Source organism: Pseudomonas sp. GV085, assembly GCF_003050925.1.
GTDB lineage: Bacteria > Pseudomonadota > Gammaproteobacteria > Pseudomonadales > Pseudomonadaceae > Aquipseudomonas.
Window position 1 is genome coordinate 429,324 of sequence record NZ_QAOV01000001.1, and the last position, 18,825, is coordinate 448,148.

Annotated in this window: 19 protein-coding genes and 2 pseudogenes; 12 read left to right on the forward strand and 9 right to left on the reverse strand. The window is 60.9% G+C overall.

The window, feature by feature from the left end; all coding sequences use genetic code 11:
- Positions 1-175: 175 nt before the first annotated feature.
- Both C8K63_RS01990 and C8K63_RS01995 read left to right on the forward strand, forming a co-directional pair.
- Complete coding sequence (locus C8K63_RS01990) at positions 176-709, forward strand: gluconokinase (RefSeq protein WP_108215155.1); 534 nt, start codon at positions 176-178, stop codon at positions 707-709.
- A gap of 81 nt (positions 710-790) precedes the next feature.
- Positions 791-2,143 (forward strand): GntP family permease, encoded by a 1,353-nt coding sequence (locus C8K63_RS01995; RefSeq protein ID WP_108215156.1) that lies wholly within the window; start codon positions 791-793, stop codon positions 2,141-2,143.
- 186 nt (positions 2,144-2,329) lie between these two features.
- Here the strand turns inward: C8K63_RS01995 and C8K63_RS31160 are convergent.
- Positions 2,330-2,443 (reverse strand): annotated as a pseudogene (locus C8K63_RS31160) (hypothetical protein); the annotation flags it as partial.
- Here C8K63_RS31160 and C8K63_RS31165 point away from each other — a divergent pair.
- Positions 2,444-2,521, forward strand: a pseudogene (locus C8K63_RS31165) (hypothetical protein); the annotation flags it as partial. It lies immediately after the preceding pseudogene.
- A 186-nt stretch (positions 2,522-2,707) separates the two neighbouring features.
- Here C8K63_RS31165 and alaC read toward each other — a convergent pair.
- Positions 2,708-3,925, reverse strand: coding sequence for an alanine transaminase (gene alaC / locus C8K63_RS02000; RefSeq protein ID WP_108215157.1), 1,218 nt, complete (start codon positions 3,923-3,925; stop codon positions 2,708-2,710).
- A gap of 139 nt (positions 3,926-4,064) precedes the next feature.
- On the opposite strand from alaC, the gene C8K63_RS02005 reads away from it, so the two are divergent.
- From C8K63_RS02005 to C8K63_RS02015, 3 genes are all read left to right on the forward strand, one after another.
- The gene (locus C8K63_RS02005) at positions 4,065-4,727 is read left to right on the forward strand and encodes a LysE family translocator (RefSeq protein ID WP_056725914.1); all 663 of its coding nucleotides are present in this window, start codon (positions 4,065-4,067) and stop codon (positions 4,725-4,727) included.
- A 66-nt stretch (positions 4,728-4,793) separates the two neighbouring features.
- The gene (locus C8K63_RS02010) at positions 4,794-5,279 is read left to right on the forward strand and encodes a GyrI-like domain-containing protein (protein WP_108215158.1); all 486 of its coding nucleotides are present in this window, start codon (positions 4,794-4,796) and stop codon (positions 5,277-5,279) included.
- Between the two features lie 98 nt (positions 5,280-5,377).
- A complete protein-coding gene (locus C8K63_RS02015; RefSeq protein WP_108215159.1) occupies positions 5,378-5,866 on the forward strand; it encodes a GNAT family N-acetyltransferase in 489 nt (162 codons plus the stop codon).
- Positions 5,867-6,011: 145 nt separating this feature from the next.
- Here the strand turns inward: C8K63_RS02015 and C8K63_RS02020 are convergent, their stop codons facing one another.
- A complete protein-coding gene (locus tag C8K63_RS02020) occupies positions 6,012-6,497 on the reverse strand; it encodes an N-acetyltransferase (protein ID WP_108215470.1) in 486 nt (161 codons plus the stop codon).
- A gap of 141 nt (positions 6,498-6,638) precedes the next feature.
- Here C8K63_RS02020 and C8K63_RS02025 point away from each other — a divergent pair, with 141 nt between their 5' ends.
- The 3 genes from C8K63_RS02025 to C8K63_RS02035 all read left to right on the forward strand — a co-directional run bounded on the left by C8K63_RS02025 (position 6,639) and on the right by C8K63_RS02035 (position 8,712).
- Positions 6,639-7,064, forward strand: coding sequence for a nuclear transport factor 2 family protein (locus tag C8K63_RS02025; RefSeq protein WP_108215160.1), 426 nt, complete (start codon positions 6,639-6,641; stop codon positions 7,062-7,064).
- Between the two features lie 66 nt (positions 7,065-7,130).
- Positions 7,131-7,475: a YciI family protein gene (locus C8K63_RS02030; RefSeq protein ID WP_108215161.1), complete on the forward strand. Its 345-nt coding sequence runs from the start codon at positions 7,131-7,133 to the stop codon at positions 7,473-7,475.
- 1 nt (position 7,476) lies between these two features.
- Positions 7,477-8,712, forward strand: a complete 1,236-nt coding sequence (locus C8K63_RS02035; protein ID WP_108215162.1) for an RNA polymerase sigma factor — start codon at positions 7,477-7,479, stop codon at positions 8,710-8,712.
- A gap of 106 nt (positions 8,713-8,818) precedes the next feature.
- On the opposite strand, the gene C8K63_RS02040 is transcribed toward C8K63_RS02035, so the two are convergent.
- Positions 8,819-9,673 (reverse strand): LysR family transcriptional regulator, encoded by an 855-nt coding sequence (locus tag C8K63_RS02040; RefSeq protein ID WP_108215163.1) that lies wholly within the window; start codon positions 9,671-9,673, stop codon positions 8,819-8,821.
- 90 nt (positions 9,674-9,763) lie between these two features.
- On the opposite strand from C8K63_RS02040, the gene C8K63_RS02045 reads away from it, so the two are divergent.
- Positions 9,764-10,204: a multidrug/biocide efflux PACE transporter gene (locus C8K63_RS02045; protein WP_108215164.1), complete on the forward strand. Its 441-nt coding sequence runs from the start codon at positions 9,764-9,766 to the stop codon at positions 10,202-10,204.
- Between the two features lie 119 nt (positions 10,205-10,323).
- Here C8K63_RS02045 and C8K63_RS02050 read toward each other — a convergent pair whose 3' ends face one another.
- The gene (locus C8K63_RS02050; RefSeq protein WP_108215165.1) at positions 10,324-11,082 is read right to left on the reverse strand and encodes an SDR family NAD(P)-dependent oxidoreductase; all 759 of its coding nucleotides are present in this window, start codon (positions 11,080-11,082) and stop codon (positions 10,324-10,326) included.
- Between the two features lie 122 nt (positions 11,083-11,204).
- Between C8K63_RS02050 and C8K63_RS02055 the strand changes: the two genes are divergently transcribed.
- Positions 11,205-12,101 (forward strand): LysR family transcriptional regulator, encoded by an 897-nt coding sequence (locus C8K63_RS02055; RefSeq protein ID WP_108215166.1) that lies wholly within the window; start codon positions 11,205-11,207, stop codon positions 12,099-12,101.
- Between the two features lie 143 nt (positions 12,102-12,244).
- Here C8K63_RS02055 and C8K63_RS02065 read toward each other — a convergent pair whose 3' ends face one another.
- The 4 genes from C8K63_RS02065 to C8K63_RS02085 all read right to left on the reverse strand — a co-directional run bounded on the left by C8K63_RS02065 (position 12,245) and on the right by C8K63_RS02085 (position 16,886).
- Complete coding sequence (locus C8K63_RS02065) at positions 12,245-12,967, reverse strand: TylF/MycF/NovP-related O-methyltransferase (protein WP_108215167.1); 723 nt, start codon at positions 12,965-12,967, stop codon at positions 12,245-12,247.
- The gene (locus tag C8K63_RS02070) at positions 12,964-13,830 is read right to left on the reverse strand and encodes a hypothetical protein (RefSeq protein WP_108215168.1); all 867 of its coding nucleotides are present in this window, start codon (positions 13,828-13,830) and stop codon (positions 12,964-12,966) included. Before C8K63_RS02070 ends, C8K63_RS02065 begins: the two co-directional genes overlap by 4 nt.
- A gap of 186 nt (positions 13,831-14,016) precedes the next feature.
- Positions 14,017-15,630 (reverse strand): inorganic phosphate transporter, encoded by a 1,614-nt coding sequence (locus C8K63_RS02075; RefSeq protein ID WP_108215169.1) that lies wholly within the window; start codon positions 15,628-15,630, stop codon positions 14,017-14,019.
- A 233-nt stretch (positions 15,631-15,863) separates the two neighbouring features.
- A complete protein-coding gene (locus C8K63_RS02085; RefSeq protein WP_108215171.1) occupies positions 15,864-16,886 on the reverse strand; it encodes a transporter in 1,023 nt (340 codons plus the stop codon).
- A 272-nt stretch (positions 16,887-17,158) separates the two neighbouring features.
- Between C8K63_RS02085 and C8K63_RS02090 the strand changes: the two genes are divergently transcribed.
- Complete coding sequence (locus C8K63_RS02090; RefSeq protein ID WP_108215172.1) at positions 17,159-18,784, forward strand: methyl-accepting chemotaxis protein; 1,626 nt, start codon at positions 17,159-17,161, stop codon at positions 18,782-18,784.
- Positions 18,785-18,825 lie beyond the last annotated feature (41 nt).

Genomic DNA, 18,825 nt, shown 5'->3' on the forward strand with positions numbered 1-18,825 from the left:
GCTGTCTCGATGCAGCTGCAAATGCGTGAGCGAGGGTTCGCCTGATCCTTGCTTTTTGGCGTCAGGACTTAACTGCTGCAACCCATAAAATGACAAGAAAGGCGTCGGCAACTTCTGCTTTTGGTCTGGTGTCATAACTGGCAAAGGTAGCGCTGTCTGCGCGCTGAGGTGTTACATGAATCATCCCATCACCGCCCTGGTCATCATGGGCGTTGCCGGTTGCGGCAAGACGTGCGTCAGCGAGGCGCTATGCCAACTGAGCGGCGCCACGGCCATTGAAGGCGACTCTTTCCACCCTGCCGCCAATATCGAAAAGATGAGCGCGGGGATCCCCCTGAACGATGAAGACCGCGCCGGCTGGCTCGACAGCCTGTGCGATGAACTGCGCCGTGTCGACGCCAAGGGCCAGCGCGCGGTGCTGACCTGTTCGGCGCTCAAGCACGTCTATCGCGAACGTTTGCGCAGTGCCTTGCCGGGCCTGGGCTTCGTGTTCCTTGAACTGACCCCCGAAGTGGCCGCCGACCGCGTCTCCCATCGGCCAGGCCACTTCATGCCGTCGACCCTGATCGACAGCCAGTTCGCCACCCTCGAATCGCCCGTCGGCGAGCCGTTGACCCTGGCGCTGGATGCTTCGAGCCATAGCGTCGAGCAACTGGCGGCGCAGGCTCATGCCTGGTGGCAGGCGCACGGCCTGAAACAGGCGGTATGACTGTGTTTGCAAAGACAGCGCTGTCCTCACGACTTCTGATCAACCCGCTTTAATAACAACAACAACCAGGAGACACCCCCAATGTTTGGCATGTCCCACGAGACGTTCCTGCTGCTCGATGCAGTGGTCACGGTGATCGGGCTTATCGTCCTGATCACCAAGTTCAAATTTCACCCCTTCATCGCCCTGATCATCGCCGCAGCCTTCCTCGGGCTGACCTCCGGCATGCCGATCGGCACCATCATCAAGGCGTTCCAGGACGGCTTCGGTGGGGTGCTTGGTTTTGTCGGCATCATCCTGGCGCTGGGTACCATGCTCGGCAAAATGATGGCCGAATCAGGCGGTGCGGATCAGATTGCGCAGACGTTGATCCGCGCCTTCGGCAAGGACAAGGTGCAGTGGGCGATGATGTTCGCTGCGTTCCTGGTCGGCATTCCGCTGTTCTTCGAAATCGGCTTTGTGTTGCTGATTCCGCTGGTGTTCATCGTTGCCCGCCGTACCGGCGTGTCGATCATCAAGATCGGTATCCCGTTGCTGGCCGGTCTGTCCGCCGTGCACGGCCTGGTGCCGCCGCACCCGGGTCCGCTGCTGGCCATCGGCGTGTTCGGTGCCGACATCGGCAAGACCATTCTTTATGGTCTGATCGTTGCGTTGCCAACCGCCATCATCGCTGGCCCGATCTTCGGTACCTTCATTGCCAAGCACATTCCTGGTCATCCGAATCAGGAACTGGTGGATCAACTGGTGCGCGATGAGAATGCAGGCGAACTGCCTAGCTTCGGCATTACCCTGATCACTGTGCTGTCGCCCGTGTTCCTGATGCTGCTCAAGACCTTTGCCGATGTGGTGCTGCCAGACGGCAACTTCTTCCGCACCTTCATGGACCTGATCGGTCACCCGATCTCGGCCCTCCTGCTGGCGTTGCTGCTGTCGCTGTACACCTTCGGTTACAAGCAGGGCATCGGTTCGCAACAGATGCTCAAATGGCTGGACGCGAGCCTTGCGCCGACCGCTGCGATCATCCTGATCATCGGTGCCGGTGGTGGCTTCAAGCAGATGCTGGTGACCAGCGGTGTGGGTGATGTGATCGGTCACATGGCGGTGGCGGCACAGATCTCGCCGATCCTGCTGGCCTGGCTGGTGGCGGCGGTGATTCGTATCGCGACCGGTTCTGCGACCGTGGCGACCATTACCGGTGCCGGTATCGTAGTGCCGGTGGTGGGGATGATTCCCGGTGTGAACCGCGAACTGCTGGTGCTGGCCACCGGTGCAGGTTCCCTGATCCTGTCCCACGTCAACGACGCCGGTTTCTGGCTGGTGAAGCAGTACTTCAACATGACCGTGGCAGAAACCTTCAAGACCTGGACCGCGATGGAAACCATCCTGTCAGTGGTTGGCCTGGGCTTTATCCTGTTGTTGTCGCTGTTCGTCTAAGCGATTCGGCAGACACAAAAAAACCGCAGCGATGCGGTTTTTTTGTGGGTGATGTTCAGGTTGTACACAAATCCACTGTAGGAGCGAGCCTGCTCGCGATGGTCGTTAACGAAAACGCGGGGCATCTGATTTTCCGCGGTGGTCTTGCGTTTTTCGCGAGCAGGCTCGCTCCTACAGGCTTTTGTGTCAGGCGTTGGTTTTTGCGACTAGCCCATCCGCCCGGAACATCCCGCGAATCCCGCGTACGGCCTGGCGAATCCGGTCCTGGTTTTCGATCAGGGCAAAGCGCACGTGATCCTCAAGACCTGGACCGCGATGGAAACCATCCTGTCAGTGGTTGGCCTGGGCTTTATCCTGTTGTTGTCGCTGTTCGTCTAAGCGATTCGGCAGACACAAAAAAACCGCAGCGATGCGGTTTTTTTGTGGGTGATGTTCAGGTTGTACACAAATCCACTGTAGGAGCGAGCCTGCTCGCGATGGTCGTTAACGAAAACGCGGGGCATCTGATTTTCCGCGGTGGTCTTGCGTTTTTCGCGAGCAGGCTCGCTCCTACAGGTTTTTGTGTCAGGCGTTGGTTTTTGCGACTAGCCCATCCGCCCGGAACATCCCGCGAATCCCGCGTACGGCTTGGCGAATCCGGTCCTGGTTTTCGATCAGGGCAAAGCGCACGTGATCATCGCCGTACTCGCCAAACCCGACGCCCGGCGAGACACACACCTTGGCCTCGGACAGCAGTTTCTTGGCAAACTCCAGCGAGCCCAGGTGCGCATAAGCCTCAGGGATCTTCGCCCAGACGTACATCGACGCTTTCGGATTTTCCACCATCCAGCCCAGCTCATGCAGGCCCTTGACCAGCACGTTGCGCCGTTGCCGGTATTGCTCGGCGATGTCGCGCACGCATTGCTGATCGCCTTCCAGTGCGGCAATCGCCGCCACTTGCAGCGGGGTGAAGGTGCCGTAGTCGTGGTAGCTCTTGATCCGCGCCAGGGCGTTGACCAGTTCCGGGTTGCCGACCATGAAGCCAATACGCCAGCCGGCCATGTTGTAGCTCTTGGACAGGGTGAAAAACTCCACCGCAATGTCCTTGGCCCCCGGCACCTGCATGATCGACGGGGCTTTCCAGCCGTCGTAGACGATGTCGGCGTAAGCCAGGTCGTGCACCACCAGTACGTCGTACTGCTTGGCGAGGGCGATGACGCGTTCGAAGAAGTCCAGTTCCACGCACTGCGCGGTGGGGTTGGACGGGAAACCGAGAATCATCATCTTCGGCTTCGGAATCGAGCCGCGAATCGCTCGCTCCAGTTCAGCGAAGAAATCCACCCCCGGCACCAGCGGCACCGAGCGCACCTGGGCGCCGGCAATCACCGCGCCGTAGATGTGAATCGGGTAGCTCGGGTTCGGCACCAGTACGGTGTCGCCCTGATCCAGGGTGGCCAGCATCAGGTGCGCCAGGCCTTCCTTGGAACCAATGGTGACGATGGCTTCGCTTTCCGGGTCGATGTCGACCTCGTAGCGGTCCTTGTACCAGTTGGAAATCGCCCGGCGCAGGCGCGGAATGCCCTTGGAGGTGGAGTAACCGTGGGTGTCTTCGCGCTGGGCCACCGTCACGAGTTTTTCGACGATGTGCGGCGGCGTGGCGCCGTCGGGGTTGCCCATGCTCAAGTCGATGATGTCTTCGCCACGACGACGGGCGGCCATCTTCAGCTCGGCGGTGATGTTGAAAACGTAAGGGGGGAGTCGATCTATGCGCGCAAAGCGGCGCGGCGAACCTTGTTCGGCCATTGTTGCCTCGGATAACGTAAGCGCCCGGAACCGTCCGAGCGACGCTGGCCACTGCGGTGGCCTGTGGCGGAATGTACGGGCAGCTGTGGCAGACTGTCCAGCCTCCATGTAAACAATTTTTTCCGAAGGATAGGGTTCGATGGAATTTACCAGCGGCTTCTTGCTGAGCCTCTCGCTGTGCCTGGATATCGGCGTGGCCAACATCGCGATGATCACCCTGGCCATGCAGCGTGGCTATTTCCAGGGCTTTGCCCTGGGCCTGGGGACCTGCGTCGGCGACCTGATCTACGCAGTGCTGGCGCTGGCCGGCATGACCGTGTTGCTGCAATACGAAACCGTGCGCTGGGTGCTGTGGATCGGTGGCTCGGCGTTGCTGGTGTACTTCGCGGCGAAGATGATCTACTCGGCGATCCATCACGAGGCGCTGCTGGCCGAGACGGCGGAGGTCGGGAACAACTCCCATCGCAAGGAATTCTTCCGCGGGATTTTCCTGGCCATGTCCTCGCCCAGCGCGATTCTCTGGTTCGCGGCAGTCGGCGGTACCCTGATCGCCCGCTCCGGTGGTGGTGGCCCGCTCAGTTCGGCACTGTTTCTCGGCGGTTTTCTCTGTGCCGGGCTGCTCTGGTCGGCAGGTTTGTGCTTCGCCGCGAGCCATGGCGGCAAGTTGCTGGGGGATAAACTGTTGCGCTATTCCTACATGGCATCGGCGGCGATCTTCTGCTATTTCGCGGTCTACGTGATTCTATCGGGCTATAACGAGTTCGTCGGTGCCGCTGCCGTCGAGCAGTTGCACGCGCTGTAATTGGGCGAATCGGGTTTGGCTTCTATACTCCCAGCCGAACCCATTTTATGTGTCAGGAGTCGAGTCATGGATGAGTTAGCACGCGTCGAACTGACGCAACCGCGCTTCGAACACGGGCACTTCCTGCTGATTGCAGGGCTTGGTGGAACATTTACCCAACAAACCATTCAAGGCATTACCGAACTCTGGGAGAAACTCAATCCGCATTTGGGCGAGATTCCGGGCCAAAAAGACGAAGTCACTTACGGCGTCTGCTGCAATTTCGACGGCAAGGGCGGCTTCGATTACATCGCTGGCGTCGAGATCAGCAAACTCGACGATTTGCCGGACACGTATCGTTGGGTAGAGATTCAGCCCCAGCAGTACGTCGTGTTCGAACATCAAGGACCGCTGGCCACATTGCCGCAAACCTTCCAATACATCCATGGCACGTGGTTGCCACAGTCCGGGCATGAGTTGCTGGCTGCCCCGGAATTCGAACGCTACAGCGAAGACTTCAACCCCAAGCTCAACACCGGCAAACTGGAAATCTGGCTGCCGATCAAGGCGTGACACCTGCAGCGAGAGGCGGATCCGCCGATTCGTCTCTCGATGTCCCACGGCGGCTGATTTATCATCCCCTGCCTTTCCCACGCTGATTCCGAGCTGCCATGAACACCGTCATTCGCAACGTCACCCCCGCCGATCTGGATCGCTGCTTTGCCATCGAAACCCTTGCGTATGAAGGTGACGAAGCCGCGACCCGCGAGAAGATCGCCACCCGTATCGCCACCTGGCCCGAGGGTTTTATCGTCGCGCAAGTGGACGGGGTAGTCGCCGGTTTCATCAACTCCGGTGCGGCGTTTCAGGTGGAAATGTCGGACGAAGCGTTCAAGGAACTGATCGGCCACGACCCGGCCGGGCCGCACGTGGTGATCATGTCGGTGGTGGTGCACCCGGATTATCAGGGGCAGGGCCTGGCCAAGCGCCTGATGGGCGAGTTCATCGAGCGCATGCGCGCGATGGGCAAGGCCAGCATCAACCTGATGTGCAAGGAGCGGCATATTCCGTTGTATGCCGGATTCGGTTTTGCCTACGTCAAGCCGTCGGCCTCGGACCATGGCGGCATGGCGTGGCATGAGATGGTGCTCGAACTCTGATCCGACGAAGATCCCCTGTAGGAGCGAGCCTGCTCGCGATGGAGTGTCAGTCGACACCACTTATGCTGACACACCTTCGCGAGCAGGCTCGCTCCTACAGGGGGCGGTGTTGTGTCAGTAATGTCTGCAAAAAACTAGCGCGCAGTCAGAACACCAACCCCATCCGCCGCTCATAACCGATCCGCCCCTTGTACGCCTCGCCGCTGTCGACAAAGCCAAACCTGGCGTACAGGGCGATGGCGGCCTCGTTGTCGGCATCCACCGACAGCTCCAGCCCCCGGATTTCCGGCCAGGCCAGGCGCGCCGCTTCGGGCAGCGCTTGCAGGCAGGCCTTGCCGTAGCCTTTGCCCTGGGCGCGTTGATCGACTTGCAGGGCATGCAGGGTGGCGCTGTGCTCATCGGCCCAGGCCGGCAATACCGGTGGGCGCTTGAGCAGCAGGAAGGCCACGGGAATATCTTCGGCCAGCAGGGCAAATCCTTTGACTCCCGGGCCGGGCTTGGACAACAAGGTGTGCAAGGCACCGTGGATATCACCGGAAAACCTGATTTGCTGCGGATGCACTTCGATGGCCTCGACCTGTTGGCGCTGCTGCGTATTCAGGCTTTCATAAGGTACGAGTCGGGCTGTCACGGGTGTGTCCTTTTCCAGCATGAATAGAGCCTCGGATTCTAGCGATTCCGGCCGTATGGATTATTTTTATTTCACTTGTCGATTCGCCGGATCGCCGGACGACTAAGGGTGTCTTCACTATAAAAACCACGGAGAACCACCATGAACTCGCAAACCCAGATTCATAACCTCATCGAGAACTATCGTCAGGCGGTCATGGCCAAGGACATTGAAAAAGTCATGGCCCTTTATGCCGATGACATCGTCTCCTTCGACGCGGTCAAGGCCCTGCAATTCAAAGGCAAGCCGGCGTATCGCGCGCATTGGCAGGCCTGCATGGAAATGTGCCCCGGCCCGCACATCTTCGAATTCGACGAAATCACCATCGAGCCGTCCCAGGAAATTGCGTTCGCTCACTGGCTCGCCCACTGCGGCGGCACCAATGAAAAAGGTGAAACCCAGTCCTGCTGGATGCGCGTCACCGCCTGCTATCGGCAAGAAGCCGGGCTGTGGCAGATCGTCCACGAACATTGGTCGGCACCGTTCGACATGACCAGCGGCGCGACGCTGTTCGATCTCAAACCCTGATCGTCGGGAAGCCGAGCCAGAATGCCAATCAGCGACCATAGTTGATCGTTCGATAAGGAGAGCGTGATGAAGTATCTATGCCTGGTCTACAGCGATGAGCAGTTGCTGCATTCGCTACCGGAAAGCCCGAAGGACGAAGAGTGCATGGCCTATGCCGAGTCGATCCAGGGCAGTGGCCGGATGGTCGCCGCCGAGGCCCTGGAATCGGTGCAGACTGCCACCACGGTACGCATGCGCAACGGCAAGATGTCGATCACCGACGGCCCGTTCGCCGAAACCAAGGAGCAATTGGCCGGCTTCTACCTGATCGACGCCAGGGACCTCAACGAGGCCATTCAGGTCGCGGGCAACATTCCGGCGGCCCGGGTCGGCAGTGTCGAAGTGCGCCCCGTTCGACAGTTGAATCCTTAAGATGCCGGGGCTGCCGGTTCAGGCGCAGGTCGAGCGGGTCTATCGCGAAGAGTCGCGGCGGATCCTCGCGACCCTGATTCGCTTGCTGGGGGATTTCGACCTCGCCGAAGAGGCCTTGCACGAGGCGTTTTTCGTCGCGGTCGAACGCTGGCAGCGTGACGGCGTGCCGCACAATCCACGGGCCTGGCTGGTGTCCACCGGGCGTTTCAAGGCCATCGATGCCTTGCGTCGGCGCGCGCGTTTTGCCGCGTCGCAGCCCTTGCTGATCGCGCAACTGGAGGAGCTGGAACAGGCCGACTGGAGTGATGAAGACGTGGAAGACGATCGCCTGCGGCTGATCTTCACCTGCTGCCACCCGGCCCTGGCGGCGGACGCGCAAGTGCCGCTGACGCTGCGGGAGGTCTGCGACCTGACCACGGAAGAAATCGCCCGGGCCTTTCTCTCTGCCCCGGCCACCATCGCCCAGCGCATCGTGCGCGCCAAGGCGAAGATCCGTGATGCGAAAATCCCTTATCAAGTGCCGACGCGGGCTGAGTTGCCTGAGCGTCTGGACAGCGTATTACGGGTGATTTATCTAGTGTTCAACGAAGGTTATTCGGCGTCCATCGGAGCCGAACTGATCCGCGAGGATTTGACCCGCGAAGCGATCCGTCTCGGCCGGTTGCTGGTGGAACTGCTGCCTGAGCCGGAGGTAATGGGCTTGCTGGCGCTGATGCTGTTGCACGAGTCGCGACGCCCGGCCAGGACCTCGGCGAGCGGCGAGCTGATTGTGCTGGACGAGCAGGACCGTTCGCTATGGGACGCCGGGTTGATCACTGAAGGCTGCACGCTGGTCGAGCAAGCGCTGACCATGGGACGATTCGGACCCTATTGCCTGCAAGCGGCCATCGCGGCGGTGCACGCCGAAGCCCCGACGGCGGGGGAAACCGATTGGCCACAGATTGTCGGTCTGTATGACGTGCTGCTGCGGGCGGTGCCGTCGCCGGTGATCGAGTTGAATCGGGCGGCGGCGATTTCGAAACGGGATGGACCGCTGGCGGGGCTGACGCTGGTTGACGCCATTCTGGAGCGGGGAGAGCTGCTCGACTACCACCTGGCGCATTCGGCGCGGGCAGAATTCTGCCGGCAACTGGGTCGCAAGCAAGAGGCGCGGGCGGCGTGGGAACGGGCGCTGGCGTTGACTCGGCAAGAGCCGGAGCGGCGGTTTATCGAAGAGCGGCTCAGGGCGTTGGATTGATGCGGCCGTTCTGGCCTCATCGCGAGCAGGCTCGCTCCTACAGGGATTGATGGTGTACTCGATACCTGTAGGAGCGAGCCTGCTCGCGATAAGGGCCGAAGGACCTTCACTCCAGCATCTTGCCCAGCAACCAGCTCCCCGCCGGCCCCGGCGGATTGAGCCGCGACCACAACGCATCCACCGACACCGTTTTCGGCCACCCGCGCACCACCAGTTCCTGCAAGGTGCCAGGCCCGAAGCGCTCGACCAGCCAGCGGGGCAACGGTGCCCAGCCGAATCCGCCCTGGGCCATTTCCAGCAGCATCAGATAACTCGGCGCCGACCAGACACGGCCCTTCGCCCGACTTTCATAGGGATTGATGATGGTGGCCAGGCGCAGCTCGCGGTGTTGCTGCAGTACGTCCCGGTCGACGTGCTCCAGCATCGCCAACGGGTGTGCCGGGGACACGAACAAGGCGATTTCCGTGCGCTCGTCCACCGTCGAGCTGACCAGGTCCGACGGGTAGCTGTCCTGCATTTCGGCAAAGGCAATCTGCGCCCGGCCGCTTTGCACCAGGGACACCAGGTCATCGCATTCGGCGATCAGGCATTCGAGCTCCAGGTCCGGGTAGCGCTGCTCGAAGGCACTGAGGGCGGCTTCGAAGCGGTCCGACTGATAGGTATCGGACAGCGCCACCGTCAACTTCGCTTCCACGCCTTGGGACAGTTGGCTGGCGGCCATTTCCAGACGACTGGTGGCGGCCAGGATGTCTTCGGCCCGTTGCAGCATGACGTGCCCGGCCGGGGTCAGCCCGGGCTTACGGCTGCTGCGGTCGAACAGCGTCAGGTTCAGGTCGATTTCCAGGCTGGCCACTGCGGCGCTGATGGTCGACTGACTGCGGCCCAGCTTGCGCGCCGCGGCAGAAAATGAGCCCTGGGTCGCCGCTTCGACAAACGCCAGCAACACTTCGTGAGACGCCATGAACTATCGCCTTGGTCGATGGTTATTGGTTATGAAGTATCGGTGTGATGACAGATCATGGCAACCACAGTCACTCAAGGGAATTCGGCCATGAGCGCCAACAAGTCCATTACTGAACGTATTTTTCAAGCCATCGGTTTCGAACTGCTGGCCATCCTGATCTGTACCCCGTTGTTGGCCTGGATCATGAACAAACCGATGCTGGAAATGGGCATGGTCACCGTCCTCATCGCCGCACTGGCCCTGGCCTGGAACGTGGTCTTCAACGGTATGTTCGACCGGGTGCTCAAGCGCCTGGCCATCGCACACAACGCCTGGGTCCGCGTGGTGCATGCGCTGTTGTTCGAAGGCGGTCTGGTCGCCCTCGGCGTGCCGCTGATCGCCTGGTGGCTGAATGTCAGCCTGTGGCAGGCGTTCCTGCTGGATATCGGTGTGTTGCTGTTCTTCCTGCCGTACACCTACGTTTACCACTGGGTGTATGACGTGCTGCGCGAGCGGTTAGTAGTGCGTGCGAGCATCACTCACTCATAACCGTAATGCATGGTCCGCAATGAGGCCTGTAGGAGCTGGCTTGCCAGCGAAGGCGGACAATCCAGCGACATCATTGTTGGATGTGCCGACCCCTTCGCTGGCAAGCCAGCTCCTACGGTTTACAAAAACATCCCCCCCGACGCCTCGATACGCTGGCCATTGATCCACTGGCTGCCCGGCGCCAGCAGCAGCGCAATCGCGGCGCCGATGTCATCCGGCAAACCGGCGCGACCCAGAGCGGTGTTGTTCGCCACCAGCGTGTTCAACTCAGGGTTGTCGCGCACGGCGCCACCGCTGAAATCGGTTTCTATCGCACCCGGTGCCAGGATGTTCACCGCGATGTTGCGTGCGCCGAGTTCCTTGGCCTGGTAGCGGGTCAGCACTTCCATCGCACCCTTCATCGCCGCGTAGGCGCTGTGACCCGGCAGGCTGAAGCGGGCCAGGCCACTGGAAATGTTGACGATGCGCCCGCCGTCATTGAGCAATGGCAACAGCGTCTGCGTCAGGAAAAACGGTCCCTTGAAGTGAATGTTTACCAGTAGGTCGAACTGCTCGACTGTGGTGTCGACGAAGTTGGCGTGCAGGCCGATCCCGGCGTTGTTCACCAGAAAGTCGAAGCGCTCGCGGCCGAAGTGGCTCTGCAAGACCTTCGCCACTTCGCTGCCAAAGGCGCTGAAATGCTCGCTGCGGGCAACGTCCAATTGCAGCATCACGGCGCGACCGCCCCGGCTTTCAATCTCGGCCACCAGGGCCTGCGCCTCATCGGCGCGGCTGTTGTAGGTGCCGATGATGTCGATGCCTTGGGCGACCAGGTGCAGGGCTGCGTTTTTGCCGAGGCCGCGACTGGCGCCGGTGATCAGTGCGATTTTACGGTTCATGGGACTTCCTCAAGTGCAGTGGACGGTTGATGCGAGGAAGTTTATTTATCCGTAAAGGAGTGATAAACAGAGTGAAACCGGAATCACTGGTCGGATTATCCGAACAATAAATGAGCAGGCCGATGAACAAACTGGAACTGTTGCGCACCTTTGTCCGAGTCAGCGAGATGTCGAGTTTCACCCTGGCCGGAGAAAGCCTGGGCCTGCCTCGCTCAACGGTGTCCGAGCATGTGCAGGCCCTGGAGGCATTGCTCGGCACCCGTCTGTTGCAACGCACCACGCGCAAGGTTCAGGCGACCCAGGATGGCCTGGTGTTGTATGAGCGCAGCAAGGACCTGCTGTCGCACATGGACGAGATCGAGGGTTTGTTTCGCCAGGACGAGGCGTCGCTGGTCGGGCGGATTCGCATCGATCTGCCGAACATTCTCGCCCGCCGCGTGGTATTGCCGCGCCTGCCGGCGTTCATGGCGCAGCACCCGCTGCTTGAACTGGAAATCAGCAGCACCGACCGCCGGGTCGATCTGCTCGCCGAAGGCTTCGATTGCGTGCTGCGCATCGGCGCCCAACCGGATCAATCGGTGGTGGCGCGACACCTGTGTGACTTCACCATGGTCAACTGCGCCAGCCCTGCGTATTTGCAGCGCTATGGCGTGCCGGAGCGACTGGCGGATCTGGCGCAGCATCGGCTGGTGCACTACGTCGGCGTACTGGGTGGGCGTTCGGAAGGGTTCGTGTACGTCGACAAGGGGCAGGTGCAGCGACTGCCGATGGCCGGCAGTGTCACGGTCAACAGCACCGATGCCTACGAGGCAGCATGCCTGGGTGGTTTCGGCCTGATTCAGGCGCCGAGGATGGGCATGCAGCAATACCTGCAAAGCGGTGAGTTGGTCGAGGTGTTGCCGCAGCTCAGCGCGCCGTCCATGGAGGTGTCGCTGTTGTATGCCCGGCAGCGGCATTTGCCGTTGCGGGTGAGGGCGTTCATGGATTGGTTGGGGGAGGTGATCCGCTCAGAAGTCTGAAACCGGCCCCAACAGGAGACTGGCCCCTGTGGGAGCGAGCTTGCTCGCGATGAGGCCATAACATTCAACATCACTGTTGACTGAACCACCGCTATCGCGAGCTCGCTCCCACAGGTTTTTGCACCAGTTTCCAGGTCTTCGGATCAGACGTGGAAGTAACCCACGCACGAATCGAACGGCAGGCGTTTGAGTTCGATCTTGTTCAGGTCGAGCACTTCACGCAGGGCCTTGGTTTCGCCCGGGAAGTTGCGGTAGGCGACTTCGTCGAGCACCACGATCGCGCCTTTGGGCATGTACGGCAGGAAGGTTTCCAGCGCGACTTTGGTCGACTCGTACAGGTCGGTGTCGAGGATCAGCATGGCCACGACCAGGTCCGGGCGGGTCTTGACCCACTCCGGCACGGTCTGGACGATGTCGCCCTTGACCAGCTCGCAGCGCGGAATCCGGTTGACCGGGCGCAACAGGTCGTTGGCGTCGATCATGTCCTGGATCAACGATTGGTCGGTGTCGGCGAACATGGTCTCGTTGACGTCGGCCGGGTCTTCTTTCTTGTCGATGCTCTGGAAGCCTTCGAAGGTGTCGAAACCCACGATCGAGCGGTTGATCGCGTACGGCTCGAGAATCATCGACAAGTGCATGTAGAGCATCAGCGAGTTGCCCTTGTACACGCCGCACTCAATGATCGCGCCCGGTACTTCGGCGACCTTCTTGAACAGCTCCATACGCGACAATGCAGCCGTCACGCCGATACGGTTGGCGAAGACGAACGGCGCGTCGGCCACATATTCGGCATCGACCCGTTTCAGGACATTGGTACGGGTTTCGTTGTACTGGGCCTCGGCGGGCGTGATGCGACGCTTGGTCATTGCGGGATTCCTCGGAAATTCAAAAAGTCGTGGACGTGGAAGTAGTCTTTGAAACCGGCGCCGACATCCGGGCAGGCGCTGTCGACGTTAATCGCGCCGCGCTGCTGCCTGAGGTCGTCGAGGTGCATCAGGCGAAAGTCCACGCTGAAGCGGGTTTGTTGCGTGTAATTGGGCACGGTGCCGTGCAAGTGCGAACCCGAGAACACCAGCATCTCGGCGGTGTTGCCGGCGATGCGCAGTTCAGAGGCGCTGTTGATCGCTTCGGTGGGCACCGGGTGTTGGCGCGCCTCTTCCTTGACGTTGTCCTTGGCGCGCTGGCGTTGCACATCGATCCAGTCGGACAGGCTCCACTGCGCCGAGGTGTTTTTCACCGGGGCGTCGAAGTAGGCCGGGTTGATCATCATGGTCTGGTCAGGCTGGATCGTGTAGACCGGCATCCAGGTATTGATCTGGCAGTCGACACCGCCGTACCAGGTATCGCGATGGGGCTTGTAGGCGTAGCTGACGCCGGCGTGCAGGTAGTCGTAGTTGGGCACGACACGGATGCGCGGTACGTCGAAAATGAACTCTTCGGGAGCGGCACCGATTTCGTCGGTGAAACTGCGGATCAGCTCCTTGGCACGCAGGCTGTTGGTGAACTGACCCTTGAGGCGAGTCACCAGCACCACGAACTCTTCCACCGGCATCAGCGTGTGCAGCGCTTGGTGGTTGGTCTCGCCATCGAAGGCGGCCGTGATGCTTTGCTGGGCAAAGGCACAGAGTTCCTTTGCCGCTTTCAGTTCGGTGTTGAGGAAGATGTCGCCAGCGTAGATCGCACTTCTGAAATCAGCGTGCTTGTGCAACTGATTGATGAATAAGTTCACGGTTCTCACCCAGGAATACTTTGGCTCTCTTAAGAGTCGGCAATACATTGGCAAACTGAAGCGCCATCCTCGAACGAAACGATCAATACCTTGATTTGGCGAAGAAGTGCGCGGCTTTGCACCGGGCTGAAAGCAAACATCCCGCAGCGATCGCTCGCGGCGGGATGTGGGTAGAGGCGGGAATGATCAGAACAGTTGGGTGAACAACCAGTACAAACTGCCCGACAGCAGGATAGCCGCCGGCAAGGTCAGCACCCAGGCCATCAGCAGGTTGCGGATGGTCTTCATCTGCAAGCCGCCGCCGTTGGCGACCATGGTCCCGGCCACCCCCGATGACAGCACGTGAGTGGTCGACACCGGCACGCCGAACATGTCGGCGGCGCCGATGGTCAGCATCGCCACGGTTTCTGCCGAGGCGCCCTGGGCGTAGGTCAGGTGGGTCTTGCCGATTTTCTGGCCGACGGTCACCACGATGCGCTTCCAGCCGACCATGGTGCCCAGGCCCAGGGCGATGGCCACGGCGATTTTCACCCACAGCGGAATGAAGCGCGTGGAGTTGTCGATCTGTTGCTTGAACAGTTGCAACTTGCCGCTGGTGTCGGCGTCGAAATTGCCGACCTTGTTCTTGTCCATCAGGCGAATGGTTTCGCTGCTCAAATACATGTCGTTACGCACGTTGCCCACGGCCTCGGCCGGGACTTTCGACAACGAGCCATAACCCTTGACCTGGACGCCGATGCTGCCGGTCAGCGCCGCCAGCGCCGGCACCAGTTGCGGGGTCGCTACCTTGCTGCGCACATATTCGGACAGCACCGGGCGCGGGTCGGCCGGCGCTGGCAGCGGAGCAGCTTTGACCAACGCTTGCTGGGTGACTTCGGCGACCGCCGCGAACTGCAGCGCCTGATCGGCCGGCATGGTGCGGTTCAGTGCGTAAGCCATTGGCAGCGTGCCCACCAGAATCAGCATGATCAGACCCATGCCTTTCTGGCCATCGTTGGAACCGTGGGCAAACGACACACCCGTGCAGGTCAGGATCAACAGGCCGCGAATCCACCATGGCGGCGGGGTCTCGCCCTTTGGCTCCTTGTACAGCGCACGATTCTTGACGAACGCGCGCAGCGCCAGCAACAGCAGCGCGGCGCAGCCGAAGCCGACCAGCGGCGAGAGCAGCAACGCGTAACCGATTTTGATTGCCTGGGCCCAGTCCACGCCGCTGGTGCCGTCGCGGCCGTGCATCAGGGCGTTGGCCACGCCGACCCCGATGATCGAACCGATCAGGGTGTGCGATGACGACGCCGGCAGGCCCAGCCACCAGGTGCCGAGGTTCCACAGGATGGCGGCGATCAACAGGGCGAAGATCATCGCGAAACCGGCAGACGAGCCGACTTGCAGGATCAGCTCGACCGGCAGCAGGGCGATGATGCCGAACGCCACCGCGCCGCTGGACAGCAGCACCCCGAGGAAATTGAAAAATCCGGACCAGACCACCGCCACGTTCGGCGGCAGCGAGTGGGTGTAAATCACCGTGGCCACCGCGTTGGCGGTGTCATGGAAACCATTGACGAACTCAAAGCCCAGGGCGATCAGCAACGCCACGCCGAGCAGCAGGAACGGTGTCCAGGTGGTCACCACCGTGCCGAGTTCGTTCATGTCGTGCATCAGGCTATAGGCGGTAAACAACAAGCCGATGGCCAGCACGGCAAAAAACACCACGATGGTGATCAGGCCAGGTTTCTTGTCGAATTGCGGTATGGCGCTACTGGCGGGTGCCGGGGAGGCGGTGAAGGAGGGCGTAGCCATCACGGACATTCCTGAGGAGGGAGGTGTACCAGTGATAATCGTTGCCAATTGTTACAGGTAGGCTGCTTTGGGTCAGTGTTTTGGGTTTTTTGCAGGGCCGCTGATCTGAAGTCAAGCGCTGAAATCCATGTAGGAGCGAGCCTGCTCGCGAATGCGGACTGGCATTCAACATCTCTATTGAATGTTCCGCCCTCTTCGCGAGCAGGCTCGCTCCTACAGGGTTTCATGGATGCTCAATAATCCCGCTGCTTACGAAACGCCCAGCGCCCGGCGATCACGGTAAAGCTTGCGACCAGCGCCACCAGGATCCAGAAACCCTGCGGATCACCGGCCAGCGGAATGCCGCCGACGTTCATGCCGAAGAAGCCGGCGATGATGTTGATCGGCAGCGCCAGCACCGTTACCACCGTCAGGGTGAACAGCGTGCGGTTGGTCTGTTCGTTGATGTTGGCGGCGATCTCTTCCTGCAACAGCTTGATCCGCTCACCCAGCGCCGTGAGGTCGTTGATGATCAGCGCAAACTCCTCGGTGGATTTACGCAGCTCCTTGACGTCTTCCTTTTGCAGCCATTGCGGTGGCCGGTTGAGCAGGCGCAGCAAGGAGCCTGGCTCCAGCGCCAGCAGTCGTTGCAAACGCACCAGCACCCGGCGATTGGCGCCCAGCTCGGCGCGGTTGGTCGACAGCCGCGAGGACAGTAATTCGTCTTCGATCTGATCCACGCTCTGGCTGGTCTTGCGCACGATCTGGGTCAGCACTTCACCCTGGTCGCGCAGCAGATGCACCAGCAGCTCCAGCGGGGAGCGAAAGCATTCCCGGGCCTTCACCGACGAGCGCAGTTTGTCCACCGAGTGCAGCGGTTGCAGGCGGGCGCTGACGATCAGCCGACTGCGGGCGCACACCCACAGCGTCGAGACGTCCGACGAGACCATGTTGCTGAGGTTGAACACCACGTCGTTGACCACCGCCAGCAACGCCGAATCGACATGTTCGATGCGCGTCGAGCGCGAGCCCTCGTGCAGCGCTTCGAAAAATTCCTCAGGCAACTCCAGATGGCTTTTCATCCAGCGTTCGCACGCGGCGTGGGCCAGGTTCAGGTGCAGCCAGAGAAATTGCTCGTCGCTTTGCGGTTGTTGCAGGTACTGCAAGGCCTCGGCGGAATTGATTTCTCGGCCGGCCTCACCGGGGCGAAAGCTGAAACCGTAGAGCAGGCCGAACAGATCCGTGTCGCGATGGCTTTGATCGATGCTGTGGTTCATGAGGGCTCGCAAGGGGAGACGCCTGTCGCAGGTTTCGCAGGTTCACTTGAGCGGCATCATCGCAAGCCTGGATGACGTTTTTGTGACAGGAAAATAACGCAAACGATTGCACTACCGGCGGTCGGAATTCTCTCAAGAACCGCTCTGGCTCGCCGATCACGCTTGGGTTGAGTTGCGCGCCGCAGGCCTCGGCGGAGATCGCAGACAGGGAAGTCCGGACACCTTTCACGCCTTAACGGGGCGTGCCTCATTCCAGTCATGAGTACCATCCGATGCTTTTGCAAAAGTCCCTGAGAGCACAAATTCTCGCCCTACTGAGCGGCAGCCTGCTGGCGATGCTGTTGATCGCCCTGGCATGCTTTCACTTGCTGTCCAGCGGTGTGCAGAGCTACGCCAATCTGATCGAGGGCCCGCTGCATACCTCGCAATTGATCGATGAAGCCAACCTGCAATTCAAGGTGCAGGTGCAGGAGTGGAAAAACGTCCTGTTGCGCGGCAAGCAACCGGCGGACCTGAGCAAGTACTGGGGGCAATTCGAAGACCGTCAGCGCGATGTGCAAAACATCCTCGGCGAGCTGGCCGGGCAGAAGGGCATCGAGCCGCCACTCAAGAGCCGCATCGAGCGCTTGCGTGAGGAGCATCGCCAGTTGGGCGCGGCTTATCAGAAGGGCCGGGACGCGTTCGTGGCCGCCGGTGGTGACCCGACGGCAGGCGACGCGGCGGTCAAGGGCGTGGACCGCGCGGCCAGCGATCAGATGAGTGAACTGGTCAGCGAGTTGCGCAAACAGGGCGCCGAACAATCGACGCTGATCAGCGCCGCTGCCGATCGCACGGTGATGCTGGGGATCATGGTAATGCTGGTTTCGAGTTTGCTGATCGGCCTGCTGAGCCTGTGGCTGGTCAACCGCAATCTGGTCGAGCCGATCCGCAAACTGATCGAATACGTGGCGCAGCTCAGCCGGGGGCGTATTGCCGAGCGCGTGGCCAGCAACCGTCAGGACGAGTTGGGCAAACTGGCGATGGCCGCCAACACCCTGCGCGACTTCCTCGCCGAAACCTTCAGCCGTTTGCAGCGCAGTGCGTCGGACCTGGATAGCGCCAGCGGTGAGTTGAACTCGATCGCCACCGTGATGGCCGGCGGTACCAACGAGCAGTTCAATCGCACCGATCAGGTGGCCACGGCGATGAATGAAATGTCCGCCACCGCACAGGAAGTGGCCCGTCATGCCGCCGAAGCGGCGCGGGCCGCCGACGATGCCGACCAGTCCGCCCAGCAGGGCGAAAAAGTCATGCAGGGCACCATCCATACCATCACCCAGATGCGCGGCGAAATCGCCAACACCGCCACGGTCATCCGCCAACTGGAAACCGACAGCGGGCGCATCGGCAAGGTTCTGGAAGTGATCCGCGGCATCGCCGAACAGACCAACCTGCTGGCGCTCAACGCGGCCATCGAAGCGGCCCGCGCCGGTGAGGCCGGACGCGGTTTCGCGGTGGTGGCCGATGAAGTGCGCAGCCTGGCCCAGCGCACGGCGGCGTCGATCATCGAGATCAATCAGATCATCCAGACCGTGCAGACCGGTGCAATCGAAGCGGCCCAGGCGATTGAAAGCGGTCAGTCGCGCAGCGAACAAAGCGTGCAGCAAGTGACTGAAGCCGGCGCCATGCTCGAACGCATCACCCTGGCCGTGGAGGCCATCCGCGACATGAACCGCCAGATCGCCACTGCCGCCGAAGAGCAGACATCGGTGGCCGAAGACATCTCGCGCAACCTCACCGAGATCACCAGCATCGCCAGCACCAACCTGGACAACGTGCAGCGCACTGAAGCGGCCAGCAACAACCTGCACGGTTTGTCGGGGCAGTTGAACGAGGTGACGGCGCGCCTGAGCGCTTGAGTCCAGGATGCACAAAAGCCGCACGACTTCTCAATCGTGCG

Bases quoted from the DNA above. Each gene is read 5' to 3' on its own strand.
- C8K63_RS02035 (WP_108215162.1), top strand. From the start codon at position 7,477: ATGCCGGGGCTGCCGGTTCAGGCGCAGGTCGAGCGGGTCTATCGCGAA.
- C8K63_RS02065 (WP_108215167.1), bottom strand. From the start codon at position 12,967: ATGACCAAGCGTCGCATCACGCCCGCCGAGGCCCAGTACAACGAAACC.
- C8K63_RS02005 (WP_056725914.1), top strand. From the start codon at position 4,065: ATGGAATTTACCAGCGGCTTCTTGCTGAGCCTCTCGCTGTGCCTGGAT.
- C8K63_RS01995 (WP_108215156.1), top strand. From the start codon at position 791: ATGTTTGGCATGTCCCACGAGACGTTCCTGCTGCTCGATGCAGTGGTC.
- C8K63_RS02045 (WP_108215164.1), top strand. From the start codon at position 9,764: ATGAGCGCCAACAAGTCCATTACTGAACGTATTTTTCAAGCCATCGGT.
- C8K63_RS02085 (WP_108215171.1), bottom strand. From the start codon at position 16,886: ATGAACCACAGCATCGATCAAAGCCATCGCGACACGGATCTGTTCGGC.
- C8K63_RS02090 (WP_108215172.1), top strand. From the start codon at position 17,159: ATGCTTTTGCAAAAGTCCCTGAGAGCACAAATTCTCGCCCTACTGAGC.
- C8K63_RS02050 (WP_108215165.1), bottom strand. From the start codon at position 11,082: ATGAACCGTAAAATCGCACTGATCACCGGCGCCAGTCGCGGCCTCGGC.
- C8K63_RS02030 (WP_108215161.1), top strand. From the start codon at position 7,131: ATGAAGTATCTATGCCTGGTCTACAGCGATGAGCAGTTGCTGCATTCG.
- C8K63_RS02015 (WP_108215159.1), top strand. From the start codon at position 5,378: ATGAACACCGTCATTCGCAACGTCACCCCCGCCGATCTGGATCGCTGC.
- C8K63_RS01990 (WP_108215155.1), top strand. From the start codon at position 176: ATGAATCATCCCATCACCGCCCTGGTCATCATGGGCGTTGCCGGTTGC.
- C8K63_RS02075 (WP_108215169.1), bottom strand. From the start codon at position 15,630: ATGGCTACGCCCTCCTTCACCGCCTCCCCGGCACCCGCCAGTAGCGCC.
- C8K63_RS02055 (WP_108215166.1), top strand. From the start codon at position 11,205: ATGAACAAACTGGAACTGTTGCGCACCTTTGTCCGAGTCAGCGAGATG.
- C8K63_RS02025 (WP_108215160.1), top strand. From the start codon at position 6,639: ATGAACTCGCAAACCCAGATTCATAACCTCATCGAGAACTATCGTCAG.
- C8K63_RS02010 (WP_108215158.1), top strand. From the start codon at position 4,794: ATGGATGAGTTAGCACGCGTCGAACTGACGCAACCGCGCTTCGAACAC.
- alaC (WP_108215157.1), bottom strand. From the start codon at position 3,925: ATGGCCGAACAAGGTTCGCCGCGCCGCTTTGCGCGCATAGATCGACTC.
- C8K63_RS02040 (WP_108215163.1), bottom strand. From the start codon at position 9,673: ATGGCGTCTCACGAAGTGTTGCTGGCGTTTGTCGAAGCGGCGACCCAG.